18 protein-coding genes are annotated in these 18,506 nt (G+C 72.9%); 8 read left to right on the top strand and 10 right to left on the bottom strand.

The window, feature by feature from the left end:
* Positions 1–7 precede the first annotated feature (7 nt).
* Positions 8–1,408, top strand: coding sequence for a glutamate decarboxylase (locus tag G6W55_RS14625; protein ID WP_175521249.1), 1,401 nt, complete (start codon positions 8–10; stop codon positions 1,406–1,408).
* Positions 1,409–1,436: 28 nt separating this feature from the next.
* Here the strand turns inward: G6W55_RS14625 and G6W55_RS14620 are convergent, their stop codons facing one another.
* The 3 genes from G6W55_RS14620 to G6W55_RS14610 form a co-directional block, all read right to left on the bottom strand.
* Positions 1,437–2,078, bottom strand: a complete 642-nt coding sequence (locus G6W55_RS14620; protein WP_175521248.1) for a PadR family transcriptional regulator — start codon at positions 2,076–2,078, stop codon at positions 1,437–1,439.
* A gap of 53 nt (positions 2,079–2,131) precedes the next feature.
* Positions 2,132–3,592 carry an aldehyde dehydrogenase family protein gene (locus G6W55_RS14615; protein ID WP_175521247.1) on the bottom strand — a complete coding sequence of 487 codons (1,461 nt, stop codon included), beginning with the start codon at positions 3,590–3,592 and terminating at the stop codon, positions 2,132–2,134.
* Between the two features lie 107 nt (positions 3,593–3,699).
* The gene (locus G6W55_RS14610) at positions 3,700–4,524 is read right to left on the bottom strand and encodes a helix-turn-helix transcriptional regulator (protein WP_175521279.1); all 825 of its coding nucleotides are present in this window, start codon (positions 4,522–4,524) and stop codon (positions 3,700–3,702) included.
* Positions 4,525–4,900: 376 nt separating this feature from the next.
* On the opposite strand from G6W55_RS14610, the gene G6W55_RS14605 reads away from it, so the two are divergent.
* Entirely contained in the window at positions 4,901–5,392 is a 492-nt protein-coding gene (locus tag G6W55_RS14605) for an ATP-binding protein (protein WP_175521246.1), read from the top strand.
* A gap of 125 nt (positions 5,393–5,517) precedes the next feature.
* Here G6W55_RS14605 and G6W55_RS14600 read toward each other — a convergent pair whose 3' ends face one another.
* The 5 genes from G6W55_RS14600 to rpmG all read right to left on the bottom strand — a co-directional run bounded on the left by G6W55_RS14600 (position 5,518) and on the right by rpmG (position 8,800).
* Positions 5,518–5,736, bottom strand: a complete 219-nt coding sequence (locus G6W55_RS14600) for a DUF397 domain-containing protein (protein ID WP_085214706.1) — start codon at positions 5,734–5,736, stop codon at positions 5,518–5,520.
* 1,235 nt (positions 5,737–6,971) lie between these two features.
* The gene (rpsR, locus tag G6W55_RS14595) at positions 6,972–7,205 is read right to left on the bottom strand and encodes a 30S ribosomal protein S18 (RefSeq protein WP_175521245.1); all 234 of its coding nucleotides are present in this window, start codon (positions 7,203–7,205) and stop codon (positions 6,972–6,974) included.
* Between the two features lie 3 nt (positions 7,206–7,208).
* Complete coding sequence (locus G6W55_RS14590; RefSeq protein ID WP_175521244.1) at positions 7,209–8,381, bottom strand: GTP-binding protein; 1,173 nt, start codon at positions 8,379–8,381, stop codon at positions 7,209–7,211.
* A complete protein-coding gene (locus tag G6W55_RS14585; protein ID WP_085214650.1) occupies positions 8,378–8,632 on the bottom strand; it encodes a type B 50S ribosomal protein L31 in 255 nt (84 codons plus the stop codon). The genes G6W55_RS14590 and G6W55_RS14585 overlap by 4 nt, the downstream gene beginning before the upstream one ends.
* 3 nt (positions 8,633–8,635) lie before the next feature.
* The gene (gene rpmG, locus G6W55_RS14580) at positions 8,636–8,800 is read right to left on the bottom strand and encodes a 50S ribosomal protein L33 (RefSeq protein ID WP_030795983.1); all 165 of its coding nucleotides are present in this window, start codon (positions 8,798–8,800) and stop codon (positions 8,636–8,638) included.
* A gap of 62 nt (positions 8,801–8,862) precedes the next feature.
* On the opposite strand from rpmG, the gene rpmB reads away from it, so the two are divergent.
* The 4 genes from rpmB to G6W55_RS14560 all read left to right on the top strand — a co-directional run bounded on the left by rpmB (position 8,863) and on the right by G6W55_RS14560 (position 11,140).
* Positions 8,863–9,099, top strand: a complete 237-nt coding sequence (rpmB, locus tag G6W55_RS14575) for a 50S ribosomal protein L28 (protein ID WP_175521243.1) — start codon at positions 8,863–8,865, stop codon at positions 9,097–9,099.
* A gap of 14 nt (positions 9,100–9,113) precedes the next feature.
* Positions 9,114–9,419, top strand: a complete 306-nt coding sequence (rpsN, locus tag G6W55_RS14570; RefSeq protein ID WP_175521242.1) for a 30S ribosomal protein S14 — start codon at positions 9,114–9,116, stop codon at positions 9,417–9,419.
* A gap of 573 nt (positions 9,420–9,992) precedes the next feature.
* Complete coding sequence (locus G6W55_RS14565) at positions 9,993–10,475, top strand: hypothetical protein (protein WP_309243716.1); 483 nt, start codon at positions 9,993–9,995, stop codon at positions 10,473–10,475.
* A gap of 125 nt (positions 10,476–10,600) precedes the next feature.
* On the top strand, positions 10,601–11,140 hold the full coding sequence (locus G6W55_RS14560; protein ID WP_175521241.1) for a DUF4232 domain-containing protein: 540 nt from the start codon (positions 10,601–10,603) through the stop codon (positions 11,138–11,140).
* A gap of 21 nt (positions 11,141–11,161) precedes the next feature.
* On the opposite strand, the gene G6W55_RS14555 is transcribed toward G6W55_RS14560, so the two are convergent.
* Entirely contained in the window at positions 11,162–12,283 is a 1,122-nt protein-coding gene (locus G6W55_RS14555; protein WP_175521240.1) for a DUF2786 domain-containing protein, read from the bottom strand.
* Positions 12,284–12,390: 107 nt separating this feature from the next.
* Between G6W55_RS14555 and G6W55_RS14550 the strand changes: the two genes are divergently transcribed.
* Together G6W55_RS14550 and G6W55_RS14545 are read left to right on the top strand one after the other, a co-directional pair.
* Positions 12,391–13,125: a Clp protease N-terminal domain-containing protein gene (locus G6W55_RS14550; RefSeq protein WP_175521239.1), complete on the top strand. Its 735-nt coding sequence runs from the start codon at positions 12,391–12,393 to the stop codon at positions 13,123–13,125.
* A 59-nt stretch (positions 13,126–13,184) separates the two neighbouring features.
* Complete coding sequence (locus tag G6W55_RS14545) at positions 13,185–14,915, top strand: bifunctional 3'-5' exonuclease/DNA polymerase (RefSeq protein ID WP_175521238.1); 1,731 nt, start codon at positions 13,185–13,187, stop codon at positions 14,913–14,915.
* Here the strand turns inward: G6W55_RS14545 and G6W55_RS14540 are convergent.
* A complete protein-coding gene (locus G6W55_RS14540) occupies positions 14,875–18,438 on the bottom strand; it encodes a BTAD domain-containing putative transcriptional regulator (protein WP_175521237.1) in 3,564 nt (1,187 codons plus the stop codon). The genes G6W55_RS14545 and G6W55_RS14540 overlap by 41 nt on opposite strands.
* Positions 18,439–18,506: the final 68 nt, after the last annotated feature.

Below are 18,506 nucleotides of genomic sequence, written 5' to 3'. Positions count from 1 at the left end.
AACATCCATGGCGTTGCACAAAGGTCCCGCGAAGCACGACGAACGCCCGCTGTCGGTCAACCCGTTCTACGGGGAGGCGAATCCGGTCGGAGGCATGACGGAGGCGCCGCCCAAGCACCGCATGCCCGACGGCCCCATCTCGCCGTCGACGGCCTATCAGGTCGTCCACGACGAGCTGATGCTGGACGGCAACTCCCGCCTGAACCTGGCCACGTTCGTCACCACGTGGATGGAGCCGCAGGCCGGTGTCCTGATGGCCGAGTGCCGCGACAAGAACATGATCGACAAGGACGAGTACCCGCGCACGGCCGAGCTGGAGCGCCGGTGCGTGGCGATGCTCGCGGACCTGTGGAACGCGCCGGATCCGTCGGCGGCCGTGGGCTGTTCGACGACCGGGTCCAGCGAGGCGTGCATGCTCGCGGGCATGGCGCTCAAGCGCCGCTGGAGCAAGCGGAATCCGGCGCCGGGCGCCCGCCCGAACCTGGTCATGGGGATCAACGTCCAGGTGTGCTGGGAGAAGTTCTGCAACTTCTGGGAGGTGGAGCCCCGTCTCGTCCCCATGGAGGGCGACCGCTACCACCTCGACCCGCAGGCCGCCGCCGACCTGTGCGACGAGAACACCATCGGGGTCGTCGGCATCCTCGGCTCCACCTTCGACGGCTCCTACGAGCCGATCGCCGAGCTGTGCGCGGCCCTGGACGCCCTCCAGGAGCGTTCGGGCCTCGACGTCCCGGTGCATGTGGACGGCGCGTCCGGGGGGATGGTGGCGCCCTTCCTCGACCCGGACGTGGTGTGGGACTTCCGGCTGCCGCGCGTGGCGTCGATCAACACCTCGGGGCACAAGTACGGGCTGGTGTACCCGGGTGTCGGCTGGGCGCTGTGGCGGGACAAGGAGGCGCTGCCCGAGGAGCTGGTCTTCCGGGTCAACTACCTGGGCGGCGACATGCCGACCTTCGCGCTGAACTTCTCCCGGCCCGGCGCCCAGGTCGTCGCGCAGTACTACACCCTGCTGCGGCTGGGCCGGGAGGGCTACCGCGCGGTGCAGCAGTCCACCCGGGACGTGGCGATGGCCGTCGCGGAGAAGGTGGAGTCCCTCGGCGACTTCCGTCTCCTCACGCGCGGTGACCAGTTGCCGGTCTTCGCCTTCACCACGGCGCCCGAGGTGACGGCGTACGACGTCTTCGACGTGTCACGGCGGCTGCGGGAGCACGGCTGGCTGGTGCCGGCGTACACCTTCCCGCCGAACCGCGAGGACCTGTCCGTGATCCGTGTGGTGTGCCGCAACGGCTTCTCCGAGGACCTCGCGGCGCTGTTCGTGGACGACCTCACGCGGCTGCTGCCGGAACTGCGCAAGCAGTCGGGTCCGGCGATCCGGGACAAGGGGGCGGCGACCGGCTTCCATCACTGACCGCTCGGCCCGATTCCGCCGCCGACGGTCAGCGGCGGTCGCCCGGGTGCCGTTCGCCCGTCGCGTAGGGGTTCTCCTCGCCCTCGGCCAGGACGCCCACGAAGGGTTCGCCCTCGCCGGCGAAGGTGTAGGCGCCTGCCTCGATCCGTTCGATCAGGCCCCGGGTCCAGGCGGCCTCGCCGTCGGCGGTGTGGACCCACATGTTCATGATCTCGCCGATGTGACCGAGCTGCTCCGGCCCCTCCTCGGGGACGTAGTGCTCGGTGACGGCGGCCCGCCACTCGGCGAGGCCCCGCAGCCGCTCCCGGAGCAGACCGACCGCCTCCGCCCGGTCCAGGTCGACCATGAAGCCGATCGCCGCGGAGAGGGTGTCGATGCTGCGGTCCCGGGCGACCAGCGCCTCCCGCAGCAGCCGCAGATACTCCTCGGTGCCCTGCCCGGTGATCTCGTACTCGGTGCGCGGCGGGCCGCCGGCCGTGGACGGCGCGATCTCATGGGCGTGCAGGAGTCCCTGCTTGGCCATCTGCTTCAGGGCGTGGTAGATCGAGCCGGGCTTGGCGTTGGACCACTCGTGGGCGCCCCAGTACTCCAGGTCGTTGCGGACCTGGTAGCCGTGGGCCCGCCCGTGCTGGCGGACCGCACCGAGCACCAGGAGACGGATCGCTGACATGCGCTCCAGGGTAGGGGGCGGGCATCGGCCCGCCCCCTGTCCCCGGTCATCGGCTAGAAGGGGAAGCCGCTGCGGCCGTGCTGCACCGAGATCCACTTGGTGGTGGTGAAGGCTTCGAGGGTCGTCTCGCCGTTGAGGCGGCCGACGCCGGAGTTCTTCTCGCCGCCGAAGGGCACGATCGGCTCGTCGTGGACGGTGGCGTCGTTGACGTGGATCATGCCGGTGACGATCTGCTTGGCGAAGCGGACGCCGCGCTCGATGTCGGCGGTGTGGACGGCGCCGCTGAGGCCGTACGGCGTGTCGTTGGCGATGCGGACCGCCTCCTCCTCGCCGTCGAAGGTGTTGATGAAGACGACCGGCCCGAAGACCTCCTGCTGGAGCAGGGCGGAGTCGAGGGGCAGGCCGGACAGGACGGACGGCTCCACCAGGTTGTCGGTGGTCGCGCCGTGCAGCAGGGCGGTGGCGCCCTCGGCGATCGCCTGCTCGACGGCGCCGGTCACGGCCTCCGCCTGCTGGGAGTTGATCACCGGGCCGATGAGGGTCGCCGGGTCGCGCGGGTCGCCGGCCTTGAGCGTGCGCACCTTGGCGACGAACTTCTCGGTGAACTCGTCGGCGAGCGAACGGTCGACCAGGATGCGGTTGGCGGCCATGCAGACCTGGCCCTGGTGGACGAATCGGCTGAAGACCGCCGCGTCGACCGCGTAGTCCACGTCGGCGTCGTCCAGGACGACGAAGGCGCTGTTGCCGCCGAGTTCGATGATGGACCGCTTGAAGTGCGAGGCCGCGACGGTCGCGACGTGCCGGCCGACCTTGTCGGAACCGGTGAAGGAGATCACCCGCGGAATCGGGTGTTCCAGGAAGGCGTCGCCGATCTCCGCTATGTCGGTCACGACGACGTTCAGCAGGCCCGGGGGCAGCCCCGCGTCCTCGAACAGCTTGGCCAGCACGGTGCCGCCGGAGATCGGCGTGTTCTGGTGCGGCTTGAGCACCACGCCGTTGCCGAGGGCGAGCGCGGGGGCCACGGACTTCAGCGACAGCAGGAACGGCACGTTGAACGGGCTGATCACGCCGACCACGCCGACCGGCTCGCGGTAGACGCGGTTCTCCTTGCCGTCGATCGGCGAGGGCAGGATGCGGCCCTCGGGGCGCAGCGACAGATGGATCGACTCGCGCAGGAACTCCTTGGCCAGGTGGAGTTCGAAGGCGGCCTTCCCGAAGGTGCCGCCGGCCTCGGCGACGAGGACCTCGCTGATCTGCGCCTCGCGCTCCTCGACCAGCCGCAGCACCTTCTCGAACACCGCGCGGCGGGCGTAGGCGTTGGTGGCGGCCCACTCCTTCTGCGCGCGGGCGGCGGCCTGGTACGCCTGGTCGACCTCGTCGACGGTGGCGATGGTGATCGAGGCGAGCTTCTCACCGTCGTAGGGGTTGAAGTCGATGATGTCCCAGGACCCTGTGCCCGGACGCCACTTGCCGTCGATGTACTGCTGGGCCAGGTCGGTGAAATAGGACGACATGTGATCCCTCAATCCCCTGCTGCGATCGACGTCACGATCTGATCACACGTCATCGTACGTGTGTTTCAAGGGAGTTGGGGCCGTACTCGGCAGTCGGGGCGAATCTCTCAGGAGAGCTGGATCAGCCCGCGCAGCAGGTCCCGGCTCTCGTCGGGGCCGGGGCTGTCCTGCTGGAGTTCCTTCAGCGCCTGCTCGTACTGGCTGACGTCCTCGCGTTTGTCCAGGTAGAGGGCGCTGGTGAGCTGCTCCAGATAGACGACGTCCTGGAGGTCGGCGTCCGGGAAGCTCAGGATCGTGAACGCGCCGGACTCCCCGGAGTGCCCGCCGAAGCTGAACGGCATGACCTGGAGCCGTACGTTGGGACGCTCGGAGATGTCGATCAGGTGCTGGAGCTGGCCGCGCATCACCTCGCGGTCGCCGTAGGGCCGGCGCAGGGCGGCCTCGTCGAGGACGATGTGGAAGTCCGGGGCGTTCTCGGCGACCAGGTACTTCTGCCGCTCCAGACGCAGCGCCACCCGACGGTCGATGTCGGCGGCGCTCGCGCCCCTCATACCGCGGCTGACGACGGCATGGGCGTACGCCTCGGTCTGGAGCAGACCGTGCACGAACTGCACCTCGTACGCCCGCAGCAGGGAGGCGGCGCCCTCCAGACCGACGTAGGTGGGGAACCAGTTGGGCAGCACGTCGGAGTAACTGTGCCACCAGCCCGCGACGTTGGCCTCGCGGGCGAGTCCCACGAGCGCCTGGCGCTCGGTGTCGTCCGTGATGCCGTACAGCGTCAGCAGGTCCTCGACGTCCCGGGTCTTGAAGCTGACCCGGCCGAGTTCCATCCGGCTGATCTTCGACTCGGAGGCCCGGATCGAGTACCCGGCGGCCTCACGCGTGATGCCGCGCGCCTCGCGCAGTCGCCGAAGTTGCGAGCCGAGCAGCATCCGCCGCACCACCGATCCAGGCTCTCCCGCGCTCACGTTCGCCAGCCTCCCCAACCCGTCCTCAGGCTTCGCAGTCTGCCACTAAAACACTTCGAGCAGTACTCGTCCGATTACAGAGACGGAAAGAAGCCAAAGCATATGGACACAGGGACGGAGGAGAAGCGAGAGGGAGGAGCTGGAGAAGTGCCGTCACAGGGCGGGAAGTTGGCGGAAAAAATGGCCAAGAAGCGGTACGGGGAGGTCCATTTCGGTCACGTGCACGTGCATCTGCCCTTGCATCCGCCGTGCGCATCCGAAACCATGGTCCCGCGCCACCGCTGCTTCGCCACGACCGCGACTCCCGGGAGTGCCTCGCATGGGGACGAATGGATCGACCATGCTCGAGCCGTTACGGCAGGGCCTTCCGCCGCTCGACCCCGCGGCCGTGTCCAACGCCGCCTCCTGCGCTCTTCCGCCCCGCTTCGAAGCCGTGCGCGAGGCCCGGCAGTTCACCCGGCGGACCCTGGGCCAGTGGGACGTGGGCGACCGCTTCGACGACGTCTGTCTGGTGGTCTCGGAGCTGGTGACCAACGCGCTGCGGCACGGTATACCACCGGGCGTCGCTCCGCGCGCGGGTGAGCAGAATCCGGCGGTACGGCTGCATCTGCTGCGGTGGACCGAACGGCTGGTGTGCGCGGTGCGCGATCCCAGCCGCGACTGTCCGCTGCCGCGGGACAGACAGAACGGCGAGGACTTCTCGGCCGAGTCGGGCCGCGGCCTCTTCCTCGTGGACAGCTTCGCCGACGGCTGGGGCTGGCACCCGATGTCCGGCTCGCTGGGCGGCAAGGTGGTCTGGGCGATGTTCCGGCTGCACACACCGGCCGAATGAGAAACCGCGGCGCCGTTGCGCGCCGCGGTTCTACGCGCGTCACCTTGTGATCGGTGACGGTATGTCTTCGATGTCCGCCGGGGCAGGTGACCCGCTGGTACGGGTGGGCCGGCACGGCTCGGTCGTCAGCTCGCGATCAGGTGGTCGAACTCGCCGTCCTTGATGCCCAGGAGCATCGCCTCGATCTCGGCCCGGGTGTAGACGAGCGCCGGACCGTCCGGGAATCGCGAGTTGCGCACGGCCACGTCACCGCCCGGCAGTCGCGCGAACTCCACACAGGACCCCTGCGAGTTGCTGTGCCGGCTCTTCTGCCAGGCAACCCCTGACAGCCGTGTGGCCGTCATGCCGTTGTACACGTCGTGCCCCCCGTCAACGTGGTGGTCCACAGGTCGCTCCCTGGTGGTGCACTGGATCTGGCTCGTGTGGCCATTGGTGCCGTGGTCAACTGTCCCGGATCATAACCCCGTTCACGTGCAGTTGCATGAGCATATGCACGTGCACGAGGGGTGCTTGCGCGGTTACAGCATTGACGCCTGCTTTACCCGACCGTCTGCCCGCCGGACGGCGAAGTAGTTCGGATCGAACCACTCGCGTGCACAAGGAACAGACGCGCGGCGCGGCTTTCGTGTTCCGTCGGCATCGCATCGGTTCGGATGCCCGGAGCGTACGCCCGTCCCCCGGGCGCGATACGGGGGGACCCCTCCTCCGGACGCCGGTCATCCGCTCCGCGCGGTAGTCCGGGCCTCCGGATGTGAGGGTTCCGCAGGCCGGTCCGGGAGATGCGGGGAAGACGGCACCGGGACCGCAGGCAGCGGCCGGGGCGGTCCGGCCCGCCGCGCCGGATGCCGAAACGCACTCGCCCCTGTGGACGACGGGGAGATCGTCCACAGGGGCGAGTCGGGGGTGGATACGGTCGGCGCCTGCTCTCCGGCATCCGACGCAAGCACGGCGCAGTCCGTCGTCCACAGGCGGTGGACGGGCGGCGGATTTTCGCCGGTACGGACGACGGGTGCCGCGCACTACCGCCGGAAGGGGCCGGAGCGGTGACTTCCGCTTGGCGGAGCGGTGTGTTCCGGGGGTGGGGCACCTCGGGGGTGAGGTGGGACGGTGTGGGCGTGGGCGCGGATCCGGGTGGGGCGGGCGCCGCGGCCCGGGTGTAGCTGGCGCCCGGCCCTGGTGCGCCTCGGGGTCAGCGCGGCTTGAGCCCTGGAGGGAGCCCAGGGTCGGTCGGGGGGGGAGACCGCCCGCGTTGGCCCGGGTACGGCCCGGGGCCCGGGTCCGGCTGAACGCGGCACCAGCAAAGGCCCGGGGCCGGCCCGGCGCGGCCCTCGGGTGAAAAGCCCCAGGTCGGCCCCGGGCACGGCCAGGCATCACCTGGCGCGGCCCGAGGCGGGCCGGGTGGGCCCAGGGACCGGAGTCGGCTTGGGCGCGGCCCCGGGGAAGGCCCGAGGGTCGGCCCCGGGGCACGGCCACGCATGGCGCGGCACGGCCCGGCGCGGCCCGAGGCGGGCCGAGTGGGCCCAGAGGCCCGGAGTCGGCCTGGGGCCCCGGCGGGCCAGGCGGACCCGGGGGCCCGGGGTCAGCGGCCTGCGTACGGGAGGAGGGCCATTTCTCGGGCGTTTTTGATCGCGCGGGCGAGCAGGCGTTGTTGTTGGGCGGAGACTCGGGTGACGCGGCGGCTGCGGATCTTGCCGCGGTCGGAGATGAACGTCCGCAGCAGGTCGGTGTCCTTGTAGTCGATGTAGGTGATCCCGGCCCGGTCCAGGGGGTTGGGGCGGGGCTTGGCGGGGGTCCGCACGGGCTTGCGCGGCATGGGTCAGACCTCCAGGAGGGTGTCGAAGGCGGACGGCAGCCGCTGCCAGGCGGCGCGGCCCGCGGCGTACTCGGCGTCGGTGAGCAGGCAGGACTCCAGGACCTCGGCCAGTCCGTCGCGGTCGAGGCCCGGGGAGGTGAAGACCAGGTGCTGGCAGCGGTCGCCGTGCTCGGGGTGCCAGTCGAGCGCGGCGGCGGCGCGGCGCACCGGCGGGACCAGGTCCCAGGCGGCGTCCGGCAGGGAGGCCAGCCAGGGGCCGGCCGGTTCCACGCACAGGGCGCCGCCCGCCGCGTCCCAGTGGAGCAGGGTGTCGGGCTTGTCGGCGAGCCAGAACCGGCCCCGGCTGCGGGCGGCGGCGCAGGTGAGGTCTTCAAGGGCCGCGTAGAGCCGCTCCGGGTGGAAGGGGCGGCGGCGGTGCCAGACGAAGGTGCTCACACCGTGCGCGTCGGCCTCGGCGGGCAGCAGGGCGCAGGCCGGGTGCTGGGCCGCGGCGGCCGCCTCGACGTCGAATCCGGCGAGCGCGGCGGCCACCAGCTCGGAGGAAGTGCCGCGTGCATATGCACGTGCGGATGCCGGGGACTCTCCGGCGGCGACCGGGATCCGGCGGGCCGTCGGATGGAGCTGGGTGAGCAGTTCGCGGTCCTCGTGGTCGGCCTCCTCGGAGTCGACGACGGCCAGGACGGGCGCGTACTCCAGTTGACGGGCGAAGGTGTCGGCGACGGTCCGCTGGTCGGTGGCGGCCGCGGCGAGGCCGACGTCGGCGAGGTCGTCGCCGTTGCCGAGGCAGGGCAGGAGCAGGGCCGGGTCGACGGCGGTGAGCACCCCGGTGACGGTGAGCCCGCCGGCCACGACCACCTCGGCCATGGCCTTGGGCTCGACGGAGTCCCACAGCTCGACGACCGCGAGCCGGGTGGTGCCGTGGTCGGCGAGGCGGCGCAGCTCGGGCACCAGGTCCTCGCGCAGGGCGCAGCAGGCGCAGTCGTTGACGAGCGGGGTCTCCCCGGCGGACAGGACGCCGTCGGCGTCGCGGACCGTGCGGACGACCGTGCCGGCCGGGGCGGTCGACAGGTCGTGGTGGAGGGCGACGCCGCCGGGGACGTCGGCGAGCAGACGCGCGACCGTCGCCCGGCGGGCGTCGGCGTGCAGCCCGCCGACGATCACGACGGACAGGCTCACGCCCCGCCCCGCTTTCCGTAGCGGCGCTCGAAGCGCTCGACGCGGCCGGCGGTGTCCAGGACGCGGGCGGTGCCGGTGTAGAAGGGGTGGCTGACGTTCGAGATCTCGACGTCGACCACGGGGTAGGTGCGGCCGTCCTCCCACGCGATCGTCTTCTCGCTCGTCATCGTCGAGCGGGTGAGGAAGGCGTGGCCGGCGGCGCGGTCGCGGAAGACGACGGGGCCGTAGGCCGGGTGGATTCCCTCGCGCACGGGTCAGCGCTCCTCTCGGAACTCGACGTGACGGGCGACGACCGGGTCGTACTTCCTGAGGGTCATGCGGTCCGGGTCGTTGCGGCGGTTCTTGCGGGTGACGTAGGTGAAGCCGGTCCCCGCCGTGGACCGGAGCCTGACGACCGGACGGAGTTCGTTGCGTGCCATGCTGCTATCTTACTGAAAATGAATTCCATTAGCGACAACGCTCCGAGAGAGGTACGTCACCCATGTCCGCGCACTGCATGCTCACCGGGGCCCGGCCCGGGTTCGGCAACCGGATCTCCCACTCCCACCGGCGGACCTCCCGCCGCTTCGACCCGAACATCCAGTCCAAGCGCTACTGGCTGCCGAGCGAGAGCCGGTACGTACGGCTGCGGCTGAGCACCACCGGCATCAAGACGGTGGACGTGATCGGCGTCGAGGCGGCCGTGGCGCGGATCCGCGCGCGGGGCGTCAAGGTCTGAAGGGGCGGGGAACGATGGCGAAGAAGAGCAAGATCGCGAAGAACGAGAAGCGGCGGGAGATCGTCGCGCGGTACGCCGAGCGGCGGGCCGAACTGAAGCGGATCGTCCGCCGGCCGTCCTCGACGGCCGCGGAACGGGCCGCCGCCCAGCGCGAACTGAACGCCCAGCCCCGCGACGCGAGCGCCACACGCGTACGCAACCGGGACCAGGTGGACGGGCGCCCGCGCGGCTACTTCCGCACGTTCGGCCTGTCCCGCGTGGGCCTGCGGGAACAGGCACACGCGGGGCATCTGCCGGGGGTGCGGAAGTCTTCTTGGTGAGGTGAGTGGTCGCCCCTGGGGCATCGCGGCTGACGCACGGCGGCTGGGCCGGCCCGGGTGTCCGGCGGTGGGCCGGGGCGGCGGCTCCCCGGGAACGGCTCCCGGCGACCGGCTGTCCGGGGCGGCGGGTCCAGGGGCAGCGGCCGTCCCAGGGCGGCGGGTCCCAGGGCAGCGGCCGCCCACGGCGGCGGGTATCGGGGCGGCGGTCAGCCCTGGTGGGCGGTCCGTCCCGGTGCATGGCGGCCCGCAAGGGCGGTCCGGCCAATCCGGGTGCGTGCGGCCCACCAGGGCGATCCGGCCGGTCCTGGTGTGGGCAGCGGCCCAGCCGAGGCAGCTCGCGGGGTGGCCGGCTGCCCGGGAGGGGGTCCGCAGTGACCGGCCGCAGGGCGGCGGGGAGTGGCACTGGGCCCGGTCCGCGGCGGACCCGCCGCAGTGGCCGGTCCCGGAGACCGGCCGCAGGTCTCGCCGGGGGACCGCTGCCCATGACCTCTCGTGTCCGGCCCCGGGTGTCCGTCGGGGTGGGCTGGTAGCTTGCTGCGGACCTGTCGTCCGGATACAGCTTGGGAGCCAGTGGTGACTTCGGGGATCTTCTCGCGCGGTACGGCCTGGGCCGCTGTGCTGGCCGGTGCGCTCGTGCTGACCGGGTGCAGTGACGACGGCGGGTCGGAGGACGACTCCTCGGGCACGCCGTCCGCCTCGGCCACCGCGGACACCGGCGGTGCGAGCGGCTCGGCCGCCGCCTCCGGTGAGCTGGAGGGCAGTTGGCTGGCCACGGCGGACGGCAAGGCGGTGGCGCTGATCATCACCGGGAAGCAGGCCGCCCTGTTCGCGACCGGCGGGACCGTGTGCAGCGGGTCCGCCGGGGAGGAGGCGGGCATGCGGATGATCCGCCTCTCGTGCACGACCGGCACGAAGGACCGCACCACCGGCATGGTGGACTCCGTCGACGCCGGCTCCCTCAAGGTCACCTGGGAGGGCGCGGCCGGCGAGGAGACGTACACCAAGGCGGAGGGCGGCCAGTGGCCGGAGGGTCTGCCCACGGCCGGGCTGGAATAGGGAGCGCGCGCACCCTTTCCCCGCGGACCACTCACACAGGTGGTTGGTGCGGGGGTGGGCGTCGCGGGGCGGCACGCGTGCGTGATGATCCTTCGAGCACCGTCACGACACTCAGGGGACCACACATGCGCGCCGTTCCGATCACCGTCACCGCCCTCGCGGCGGCTCTCCTCCTCACCGCCTGTTCCGGCGACGACAGCGGCGACGCGCAGGGTTCCGACGACGGCACGGGCAAGGCCGCCGGCACCGCCTGCGCCGCCGCCGACCTCTCCCCCGAGGTGACCGCCAACGCCGCCCCCGCCGCCGGGGACAGCGGCAACGTCACCGTCACCCTGACCAACAAGGGCGCCGCGTGCGTCCTGGACGGCTTCCCCGCCGTCGGCCTCGTCGCGGGCAGCAGGACGGCGGCCGTGGCCAACGACCCGGCCGCGGAGGCGCGGAAGCTGACGCTCGCCGAGCAGGGCACCACGTCGTTCACGATCACGTACGTGCGGGGCGAGAGCGGTGCGAAGAGCCTCGCCGTCAAGACCGTGCGCTACGGCCTGCCGGGCGCCGAGGAGACGACGGACTTCGCGTGGTCGTACGGCGACGTGGCGCTCACGGACGAGGGCGAGGGCGACGCCCCGGACGCCTCGGTGAGCGCGTTCCAGCAGGCGGGCGACTGACGTACGTACGCGTGCGGCGCTCTACGGCAGGCGGGTGCGGGGGCGGACCTGGGCGCGGTCGGCGGCCTCGGCGCCCTCGGTCCAGCCCGCCTCGTCGGTGACCCCGCGCAGCCGGGTGGTGACCGTGTCCGGGAACAGCCGGTCCGTGGCCGCGGTGACCGCGACCTCGCGGGTGGCGAGGACCGGCAGCAGGTCGTCGCCGACCTGGGTCTCGGCGGCGGCCGTGAGCCGGGTGCCTATGCGGTGGGCGTAGGCCGCCAGGAACGACTGCCGGAAGGTCTTGGTCCGCTTGCGCCCGCCGGCCCGCTGCGCGGCCTCCGCCCTGGTCATCGCGGTGTGCGCCTGCACCAGGAGCGAGGTGAAGAGGAGTTCCACCGCCTCCAGGTCGGCCTCGAAGCCGACGACGGTGGAGAAGCAGAAAGGTTCGTTCCACACGGCCTTGCAGTGGTTGGCCCCGGCGACCGCGTCCAGCAGCACCGCCTTGGCCTGCTCGTAGGGCGGCTCCACGCCGATCCGGCAGGCGCCGGGCGCGTGCGGGTCCGGCGCGGCGGCGTCGAGCAGCGCCTCGTCGACGCTGTGCCGGGCCATCAGCTCCTGCGCCTTCGCGGTGAGGGCCTCCGCCTCCTCCGGATAGCCGGTCGCCTCGGCCTTGGCGAGCAGGGCGCGGATCCGGGTGAGCGTCTTGGAGTCGGAGCGCCGCCCCGGCCGCCGTTCCGCCTGGTCCTCCAGGGGTTCGAGCGTGGGCAGCCGCAGCAGCAGGCGGTACAGCTCCAGGACGGCCGTGGCGTGCGAGAAGCGGTCCGTGCGGGGCGGTTCGCCCTCGGGCAGTTCGGCGAGCTGGGCCGTCCAGCGGGGGCCGCGCGCCCGGTCGTCCGGCGCCTGCGCGCGGATCAGCGCGGCGGCCAGCCGTACGTGGATGTCGTCCAGGTCCCGGCGCACCAGCCGTACGACGTCGGCGGGCTGCCAGCCGCGCCGCCAGGCCGCGGCCACGAACTCCGTTCCGCGGCGGACGAGTTCGGTGTCCGTGGCGGGGTCGGAGGCGAGCAGGGAGGCGCCCGCGTCGAGGGCGGAGTCGGCGGTGTCGTAGAGGGCGGTCCGCAGGGCGCGGTCGACGGTGCCGGGAGGGCCGGGGGTGCTGCTCACGGGTCGATGGTGTCACGCGCGCGTGGGTGCCCACCGGACGGGAGCAGGCCCGAGCCGAGTGACAACCCGAGGTTGACAGTGCCAGGGTGTCAACCTACGGTTGACACATGACGCAGCGACCGGAACCCACCGCCTCCATCCGTCTCGACGACCTCATCGCGGCCATCAAGAAGGTCCACGAGGAACCCCTCGAACAGCTCCAGGACGCCGTGATCGCGGCGGAGCACCTCGGCGAGGTCTCCGACCATCTGATCGGGCACTTCGTCGACCAGGCCCGCCGTTCCGGGGCCTCCTGGACCGACATCGGACGCAGCATGGGCGTCACCCGGCAGGCCGCGCAGAAGCGGTTCGTGCCGAAGGAGTCCGTCGACCTGGACGACAGCCAGGGCTTCAGCCGCTACACCCCCCGCGCGCGGAGCACGGTCATGGCCGCCCACAGCGCGTCCAAGGCGGCGGGCAACACCGAGGGGCTGCCCGCCCATCTGGTGCTCGGGCTGCTCTCCGAGCCCGAGGGTCTCGCGGCGAAGGCCCTGGTCGCGCAGGGCGCCGGCCTCGACGCGGTCCGCGCGGCCGCCACCGCCGTCCTGCCGCCCGCCGCCGACGAGGTGCCGGAGCTGGTGCCGTACGGCTCGGACGCCAAGAAGGTCCTGGAGCTGACCTTCCGCGAGGCCCTGCGCCTCGGCCACAACTACGTCGGCACCGAGCACATCCTGCTGGCCCTGCTGGAGTTCGAGAACGGCGAGGGCGTCCTGACCGGCCTCGGCATCGACAAGGCGGCCACCGAGCTGTACGTCGTGAAGGCCCTGGCCGACATCGTGGCGGCGCAGCGGAACGAGAGCTGAGGCGGCCCTGAAACAGCAGGTCAAGGGCCGTTGTCAGACCCCCCTGGCAGACTCGCGGTGTGGTCGATCGGTGGGTGCTCGCTCCGGTCGAGGACGGCGGCGTGGAGCTGGCGGCCCTCGGTCCTGACGGGCTGCCCGCCGGTCCCGTACTGCGGGAGGCGGATCTGTCCCGGGCCGTGCGCGAGCGGCCCGAGGTCACCCGCTGGGTCTGGCGTTCCACGGCCGAGGTGTATCCGCGTCTGCTCGCCACGGGGGTGCGAGTCGAGCGGTGCTACGACGTCGAGGACGCCGAGACCCTCCTCCTGGGCCACGAAGGGCGGTACGGGGAACCCCGCTCCGCGGCCGCGGCCCTGGCCCGGCTGCGCGGCGGCCCCGTACCGCCCGACCCACCGCAGCGGTCGGCCGCGCCCGGCGCCCAGTCCTCGCTGTTCGAACCGCAGTCGGTGCGGTCGGCACCGATGCCGCTGACCGACCTCGCCGAGGTCTACGCCGAGCAGCAGCGGCGCCACGACCGGGCCGGGCACCCCGACCGGATGCGGCTGCTGACGGCGGCCGAGTCGGCGGGGATGCTGGTGGCCGCCGAGATGAACCGCGCGGGTCTGCCGTGGAGCGCCGAGGTGCACCGCGCGGTGCTCCACGACCTGCTCGGCGAGCGGTACGCGGGCGGCGGCGAGCCCCGCCGTCTGGTGGAGCTGGCCGAGGAGGTGTCCGCCGCGTTCGGCCACCGGGTCCGCCCCGATCTGCCCGCCGACGTGATCAGGGCCTTCGGCCGGGCCGGCATCCGGATCAGGTCGACCCGGCGCTGGGAGATCGAGTCCCTCGACCATCCGGCCGTGAAGCCGCTGATCGAGTACAAGAAGCTGTACCGCATCTGGGTCGCCCACGGCTGGTCCTGGCTCCAGGACTGGGTGCGCGAGGGCCGGTTCCGGCCCGAGTTCCTCGCCCACGGCACGGTCACCGGCCGCTGGGTGACCAACGGCGGGGGCGCCCTCCAGATCCCCAAGGTGATCCGGCGGGCCGTGGTCGCCGACCCCGGCTGGCGGCTGGTCGTCGCCGACGCCGCCCAGATGGAACCCCGCGTCCTCGCGGCGATCTCCCGCGATCCCGGGCTGATGGAGGTGGCGGGCCGGGAGACCGACCTCTACCAGTCCGTCTCCGACCGCGCCTTCTCCGGCGACCGCGACCAGGCCAAGATCGCCGTCCTCGGCGCGGTCTACGGCCAGACCTCCGGCGACGGCCTGAAGAACCTCGCCGCGCTGCGCCGCCGCTTCCCGCGCGCGGTGGCCTACGTCGACGACGCGGCCCGGGCCGGCGAGGAAGGGCGGCTGGTGCGCACCTGGCTCGGCCGGACCTGCCCGCCGGCCGTCCGCACCGGCGACGACGGCACCGAGGAGGCGGGCATCCCTCCGGACGAGGACGACTCCGCGACGGGCGGCGGGAGCGGAGGCGGGAGCGGGGACGCAGTCGAGCAGTGGGGGCCCGGATACGCCTCGACCGACGCCCGCGCGCGGGGCCGCTTCGCCCGTAACTTCGTCGTCCAGGGCAGCGCCGCCGACTGGACCCTGCTGCTGCTCGCCGCGCTCCGCAGAAGCTGTGCGGACATGGCGGCCGAGCTGGTGTTCTTCCAGCACGACGAGGTGATCGTGCACTGTCCGCGGGAGGAGGCCGAGGCCGTCGTCGCGGCCATCCGCGAGGCGTCCGACCTGGCCGCGCGGCTGACGTTCGGGGAGACGCCGGTGCGGATTCCGTTCAGTACGGCGGTGGTGGAGTGTTATGCGGACGCGAAGTGAGCCGGGTGGCGTCTTGTCCCCTCTCCTCCGCGAGGAGGTCCCGCAGTTCGCGAACGACCGCCGTCGCGTCCGTCCCGTCCAGGGCCGTCAGCGCCCGTCGCCACTCCTCGTACGCCTCGTCCGGCCGCCCCCGCTCGACCAGCAGCAGACCGTACTGGTGCCGGGCCAGACCGCCGGTGTAGCGGTCGGCGCGGGTCTCGGCGCGGCGCAGGAGTTCGGCGCACTCCCCGAGCGCCCGTTCGGTACGGCCCAGGAGACGCAGGGCGCGGACGGCACCCAGCCGGGTCTGGGACTCGCCGTGCCAGTCGCCATGGCCGCCCAGGATGCGCAGGCTCTCCTCGAAGTGCGGCAGGGCGGCGGCCGGTTCGCCCAGGGAGAGATGCGCGTAGCCGATGTTGCAGTGCGCCGAGTGCCGCACGATCACGGCACCAATCACCTCCCCCAGGGCCAGCGAACGCCGGTGCTGCTCGATGGCGGCGCGCGGGTCGGTGTGCTCGTACAGGTTGCCGAGATGGCTGTGGGTGACGGCCTCGCCGTAGGGGTCGTCGAGCTGCCGGGAGTACTCCAGGCTCTGGCGGAGGGCGGCGCCGGACTCGTCGTAGCGGCCGAGGTTCTCCAGCAGCAGACCCCGGTTGTTGAGGCAGCGGCGGATCCAGGAGGGGCGGCCGAGGCGGCGCCAGATGACCAGGGCCCGCCCGTTGAGCGCGAGCGCGTCCTTCTGGCGGCCGGTCAGGAAGTGCAGTCCGGCGAGATCGCCCAGCGCGTACGCCTCGGCGGCCTCGTCCCCGAGCCGGCGGGCCGTGCGCAGCGCGGTGCGCCCGAGCATCTCCATCTCGGCGACCCGGCCGCGGCGGTGGAGGTAGGGGAAGAGGAGCCGCAGCAGGGTGGAGACGAGGGGCGCGTCCCCGGTGGCGTCGGCGCGGCTCTCCACCAGGGCGACGATGTTCTCCAGCTCCGCGTCGCCCCAGGCGAAGGCGTCCTCGGGCCCTGCGAAGGGCGGTACGGCCCGTACGTGCTCGGCGTGCGCGGCGGGCTGGGCCGTGGTGGGGCGGAGGCGGTCGTCGCGGTCGAGTCCGGGGGCGACGATGGCGGTGAGGACGTGCTCGGCCCTGGCCGCGTACCAGTGCAGGGCCGTCTCGGCGGCGGCGCCCGCGTCCAGGGTCCCGACGAGTTCGCGGGCGAAGTCCCGCACCAGGTCGTGGGGCACGTACCGGCCGTACGCCGTCTCCTCCAGGAGCGCCACGTCGACGAGCCGGTCGAGGGCGGCCTCGGCGTGCCGTTCGTCGGTGTCGGTGAGCCTGGCCAGCAGGGGTGCGCCGTAGACGGGCAGGTCGAGCGCGCCGATGTGGCGCAGGGCGAGCGCCGCGTCCCGGTCGGTACGGCGCGCGGAGGCGGCGAGCCCGTCGTGGGCGACGGCGAGGGAGCGGCGGACGCTGAGGTCGTCGTACTCCAGGTGGTACAGCCGGCTTTCGGCTGCGGCGAGCTGCCGCGCGAGCGCGTCCGGCGTGAGCGCCCGCCGCGCGGCCAGCCGAGCGGCAACGATCCGCAGGGCGAGGGGGAGGCGGCCGGTGAGGGCGATTAGGGGGTGGGTGGCGTCTAGGGGGTGGGGGGTGTCGAGGGGGTTGAGGGGGTCGGGGGTGTCTTTCGGGTGAGGGGGGTCGAAGGGGTGGGGGGTGCCGAGGGGGTCGGGTGTGTCTTGCGGGCGAGGGGTGTCGAAGGGGTTGGGGGTGCCGTGCGGGCGAGGGGCGTCCAAGGGGCCGACGGGGTTGGCAGGGCTGGTGGGTTCGGAGGGTTCGACGGAGCTGGCGGGCCTGATGGGCTCGGAAAGCTCAACGGGACTGGTCGGCTCGATGGAGTCGGCTGGGCTGGCAGGCCCGGTGGGGCCGTTCGGCCAGGTGGGCTCGACAGAGCTGGCGGGTCCGGTGGGCCCGATGGGCTCGACGGAGCTGGCGGGCCTGATGGGTTCGGAGGGCTCGGCGGGGCTGGTCGGCTCGGCGGGCTCGGCTGGGCTGGCAGGCCCGGTGGGGCCGTGCGGCCCGGTGGGCTCGGTGGGGTCAGCCGGGCTGGCGGGCCCAGGCGCGGTGAGTGGCTCGCGGCCCGACGCGGCGCGGAGCAGGCGGGCGCTCTCCTCGCTGGTCAGGGGGCCGAGTGGGAGGCGGTGGGCGCCGTCCAGGGCGGTGAGCGGGGAGCGGCTGGTGACGATGACCGCGCAGTCGGGGCCGCCCGGCAGCAGCGGGCGGATCTGGGCGGCGGTGGCGGCGTCGTCCAGAACCAGGAGGGTGCGGGTCGGGGCGAGCAAGGTGCGCAGCAACGCGGCGGCAGCGTCCGGGTGTTCGGGGATGTGCCGGGGCTCGGTGCCGAGGTCGCGGAGCAGGGCGGCGAGTGCCTGGCAGACGGGCAGGGGGGTCATGCCGGGGGTGGCGCCGTGCAGGTTGAGGTAGAGCTGACCACTGGTGAAACGTTCCTTCAGAGCGTGCGCGAGCTGGAGTGCGAGGGCGGTCTTGCCGACGCCGGCCATGCCGCTGATGACGACGACGGCCGGGGCGCCGTCGGACGCGGTGAGGGTGTGTTCGAGGAGGCGCAGGGGCTCGTCTCGGCCGGTGAAGTGAGCTGGCGATGGCGGGAGTTGGGCGGGGCGCCGGATGTCGGGCGGAGAGGGTGCCGGGACGGCGACGGTGGCGGCGGGCGGGGTGCTCGCGGTCGTCGGGCGCGTCTCCTCCTCCGGTGAGCGCAGCACCTCCACATGGGCCTCGCGGACCGCCGGGCCCGGCTCGATGCCGAGGTCCTCGACCAGCCGGGTGCGCAGATCGCGGTGGACGGCGAGCGCCTCGGCCCGGCGGCCGGTGCGGTACAGGGCGAGCATGAGCTGACGGTGGTACGCCTCGCGCAGCGGATGCTCGGCGGCCAGCGCCGTCAACTCCGGGACGATCCTGTCCAACCGGCTTCCGCCGAGGGCGAGTTCGGCGTCGTAGCGCCACTCCAGCAGGAGCAGCCGGGCCTCGGACAGGCGCTGGGCGAAGGCGTAGCCGCCCAGTTCGGCGGGGAGGCCGCTGAGCGGGGTGCCGCGCCACAGGGCGAGGGCGGCGGCGCACTCGCGCACGACCCGCTCCCAGTTGCGGGCGGCGTACGCACCGCGCGCGGCGGCGATGTGACGGTCGTAGAGGTGGACGTCCAGTTCGCCCTGGGCGACGCGGAGTTGGTAGCCGGGCGGGACGGCGCGCAGTCGCTCGGGGTCGTCGAGGAGGCGGCGCAGCCGGGTCACGTGGTTGTGCAGCGAGGCGTGCGCGGAGGCGGGCGGCGCGCCGCCCCACAGGATCTCCTTGAGCGTCTCGACGGGGACGACCCGGCCGGCGTCGAGGAGGAGGGCGGCGAGGAGGGCGCGCACCTTGGGGCTGCGGACGGTCTCGTACGGTACGTCGGTGTCCTGGGCGTGGTGGGGATGAGGATCCGGGGCCGCGGCGGGGTAAAGCACCGGTGGGCCCAGCAGTCCGAAGCGCAGCTCGCAGTGGCGTCGCCGTGTCACCCCGTTCCTCGCCTTCCCGCCCGCCCATGCCGTGTGACCAGCGAGGACATGGTGAATCGTTGGTCGTA

The organism is Streptomyces sp. CAI-85 (assembly GCF_013363615.1).
Lineage (GTDB): Bacteria > Actinomycetota > Actinomycetes > Streptomycetales > Streptomycetaceae > Streptomyces > Streptomyces antibioticus_B.
The sequence above is the reverse complement of the archived record's forward strand: the minus strand, read 5'-3'. Positions and strand labels throughout refer to the sequence as shown.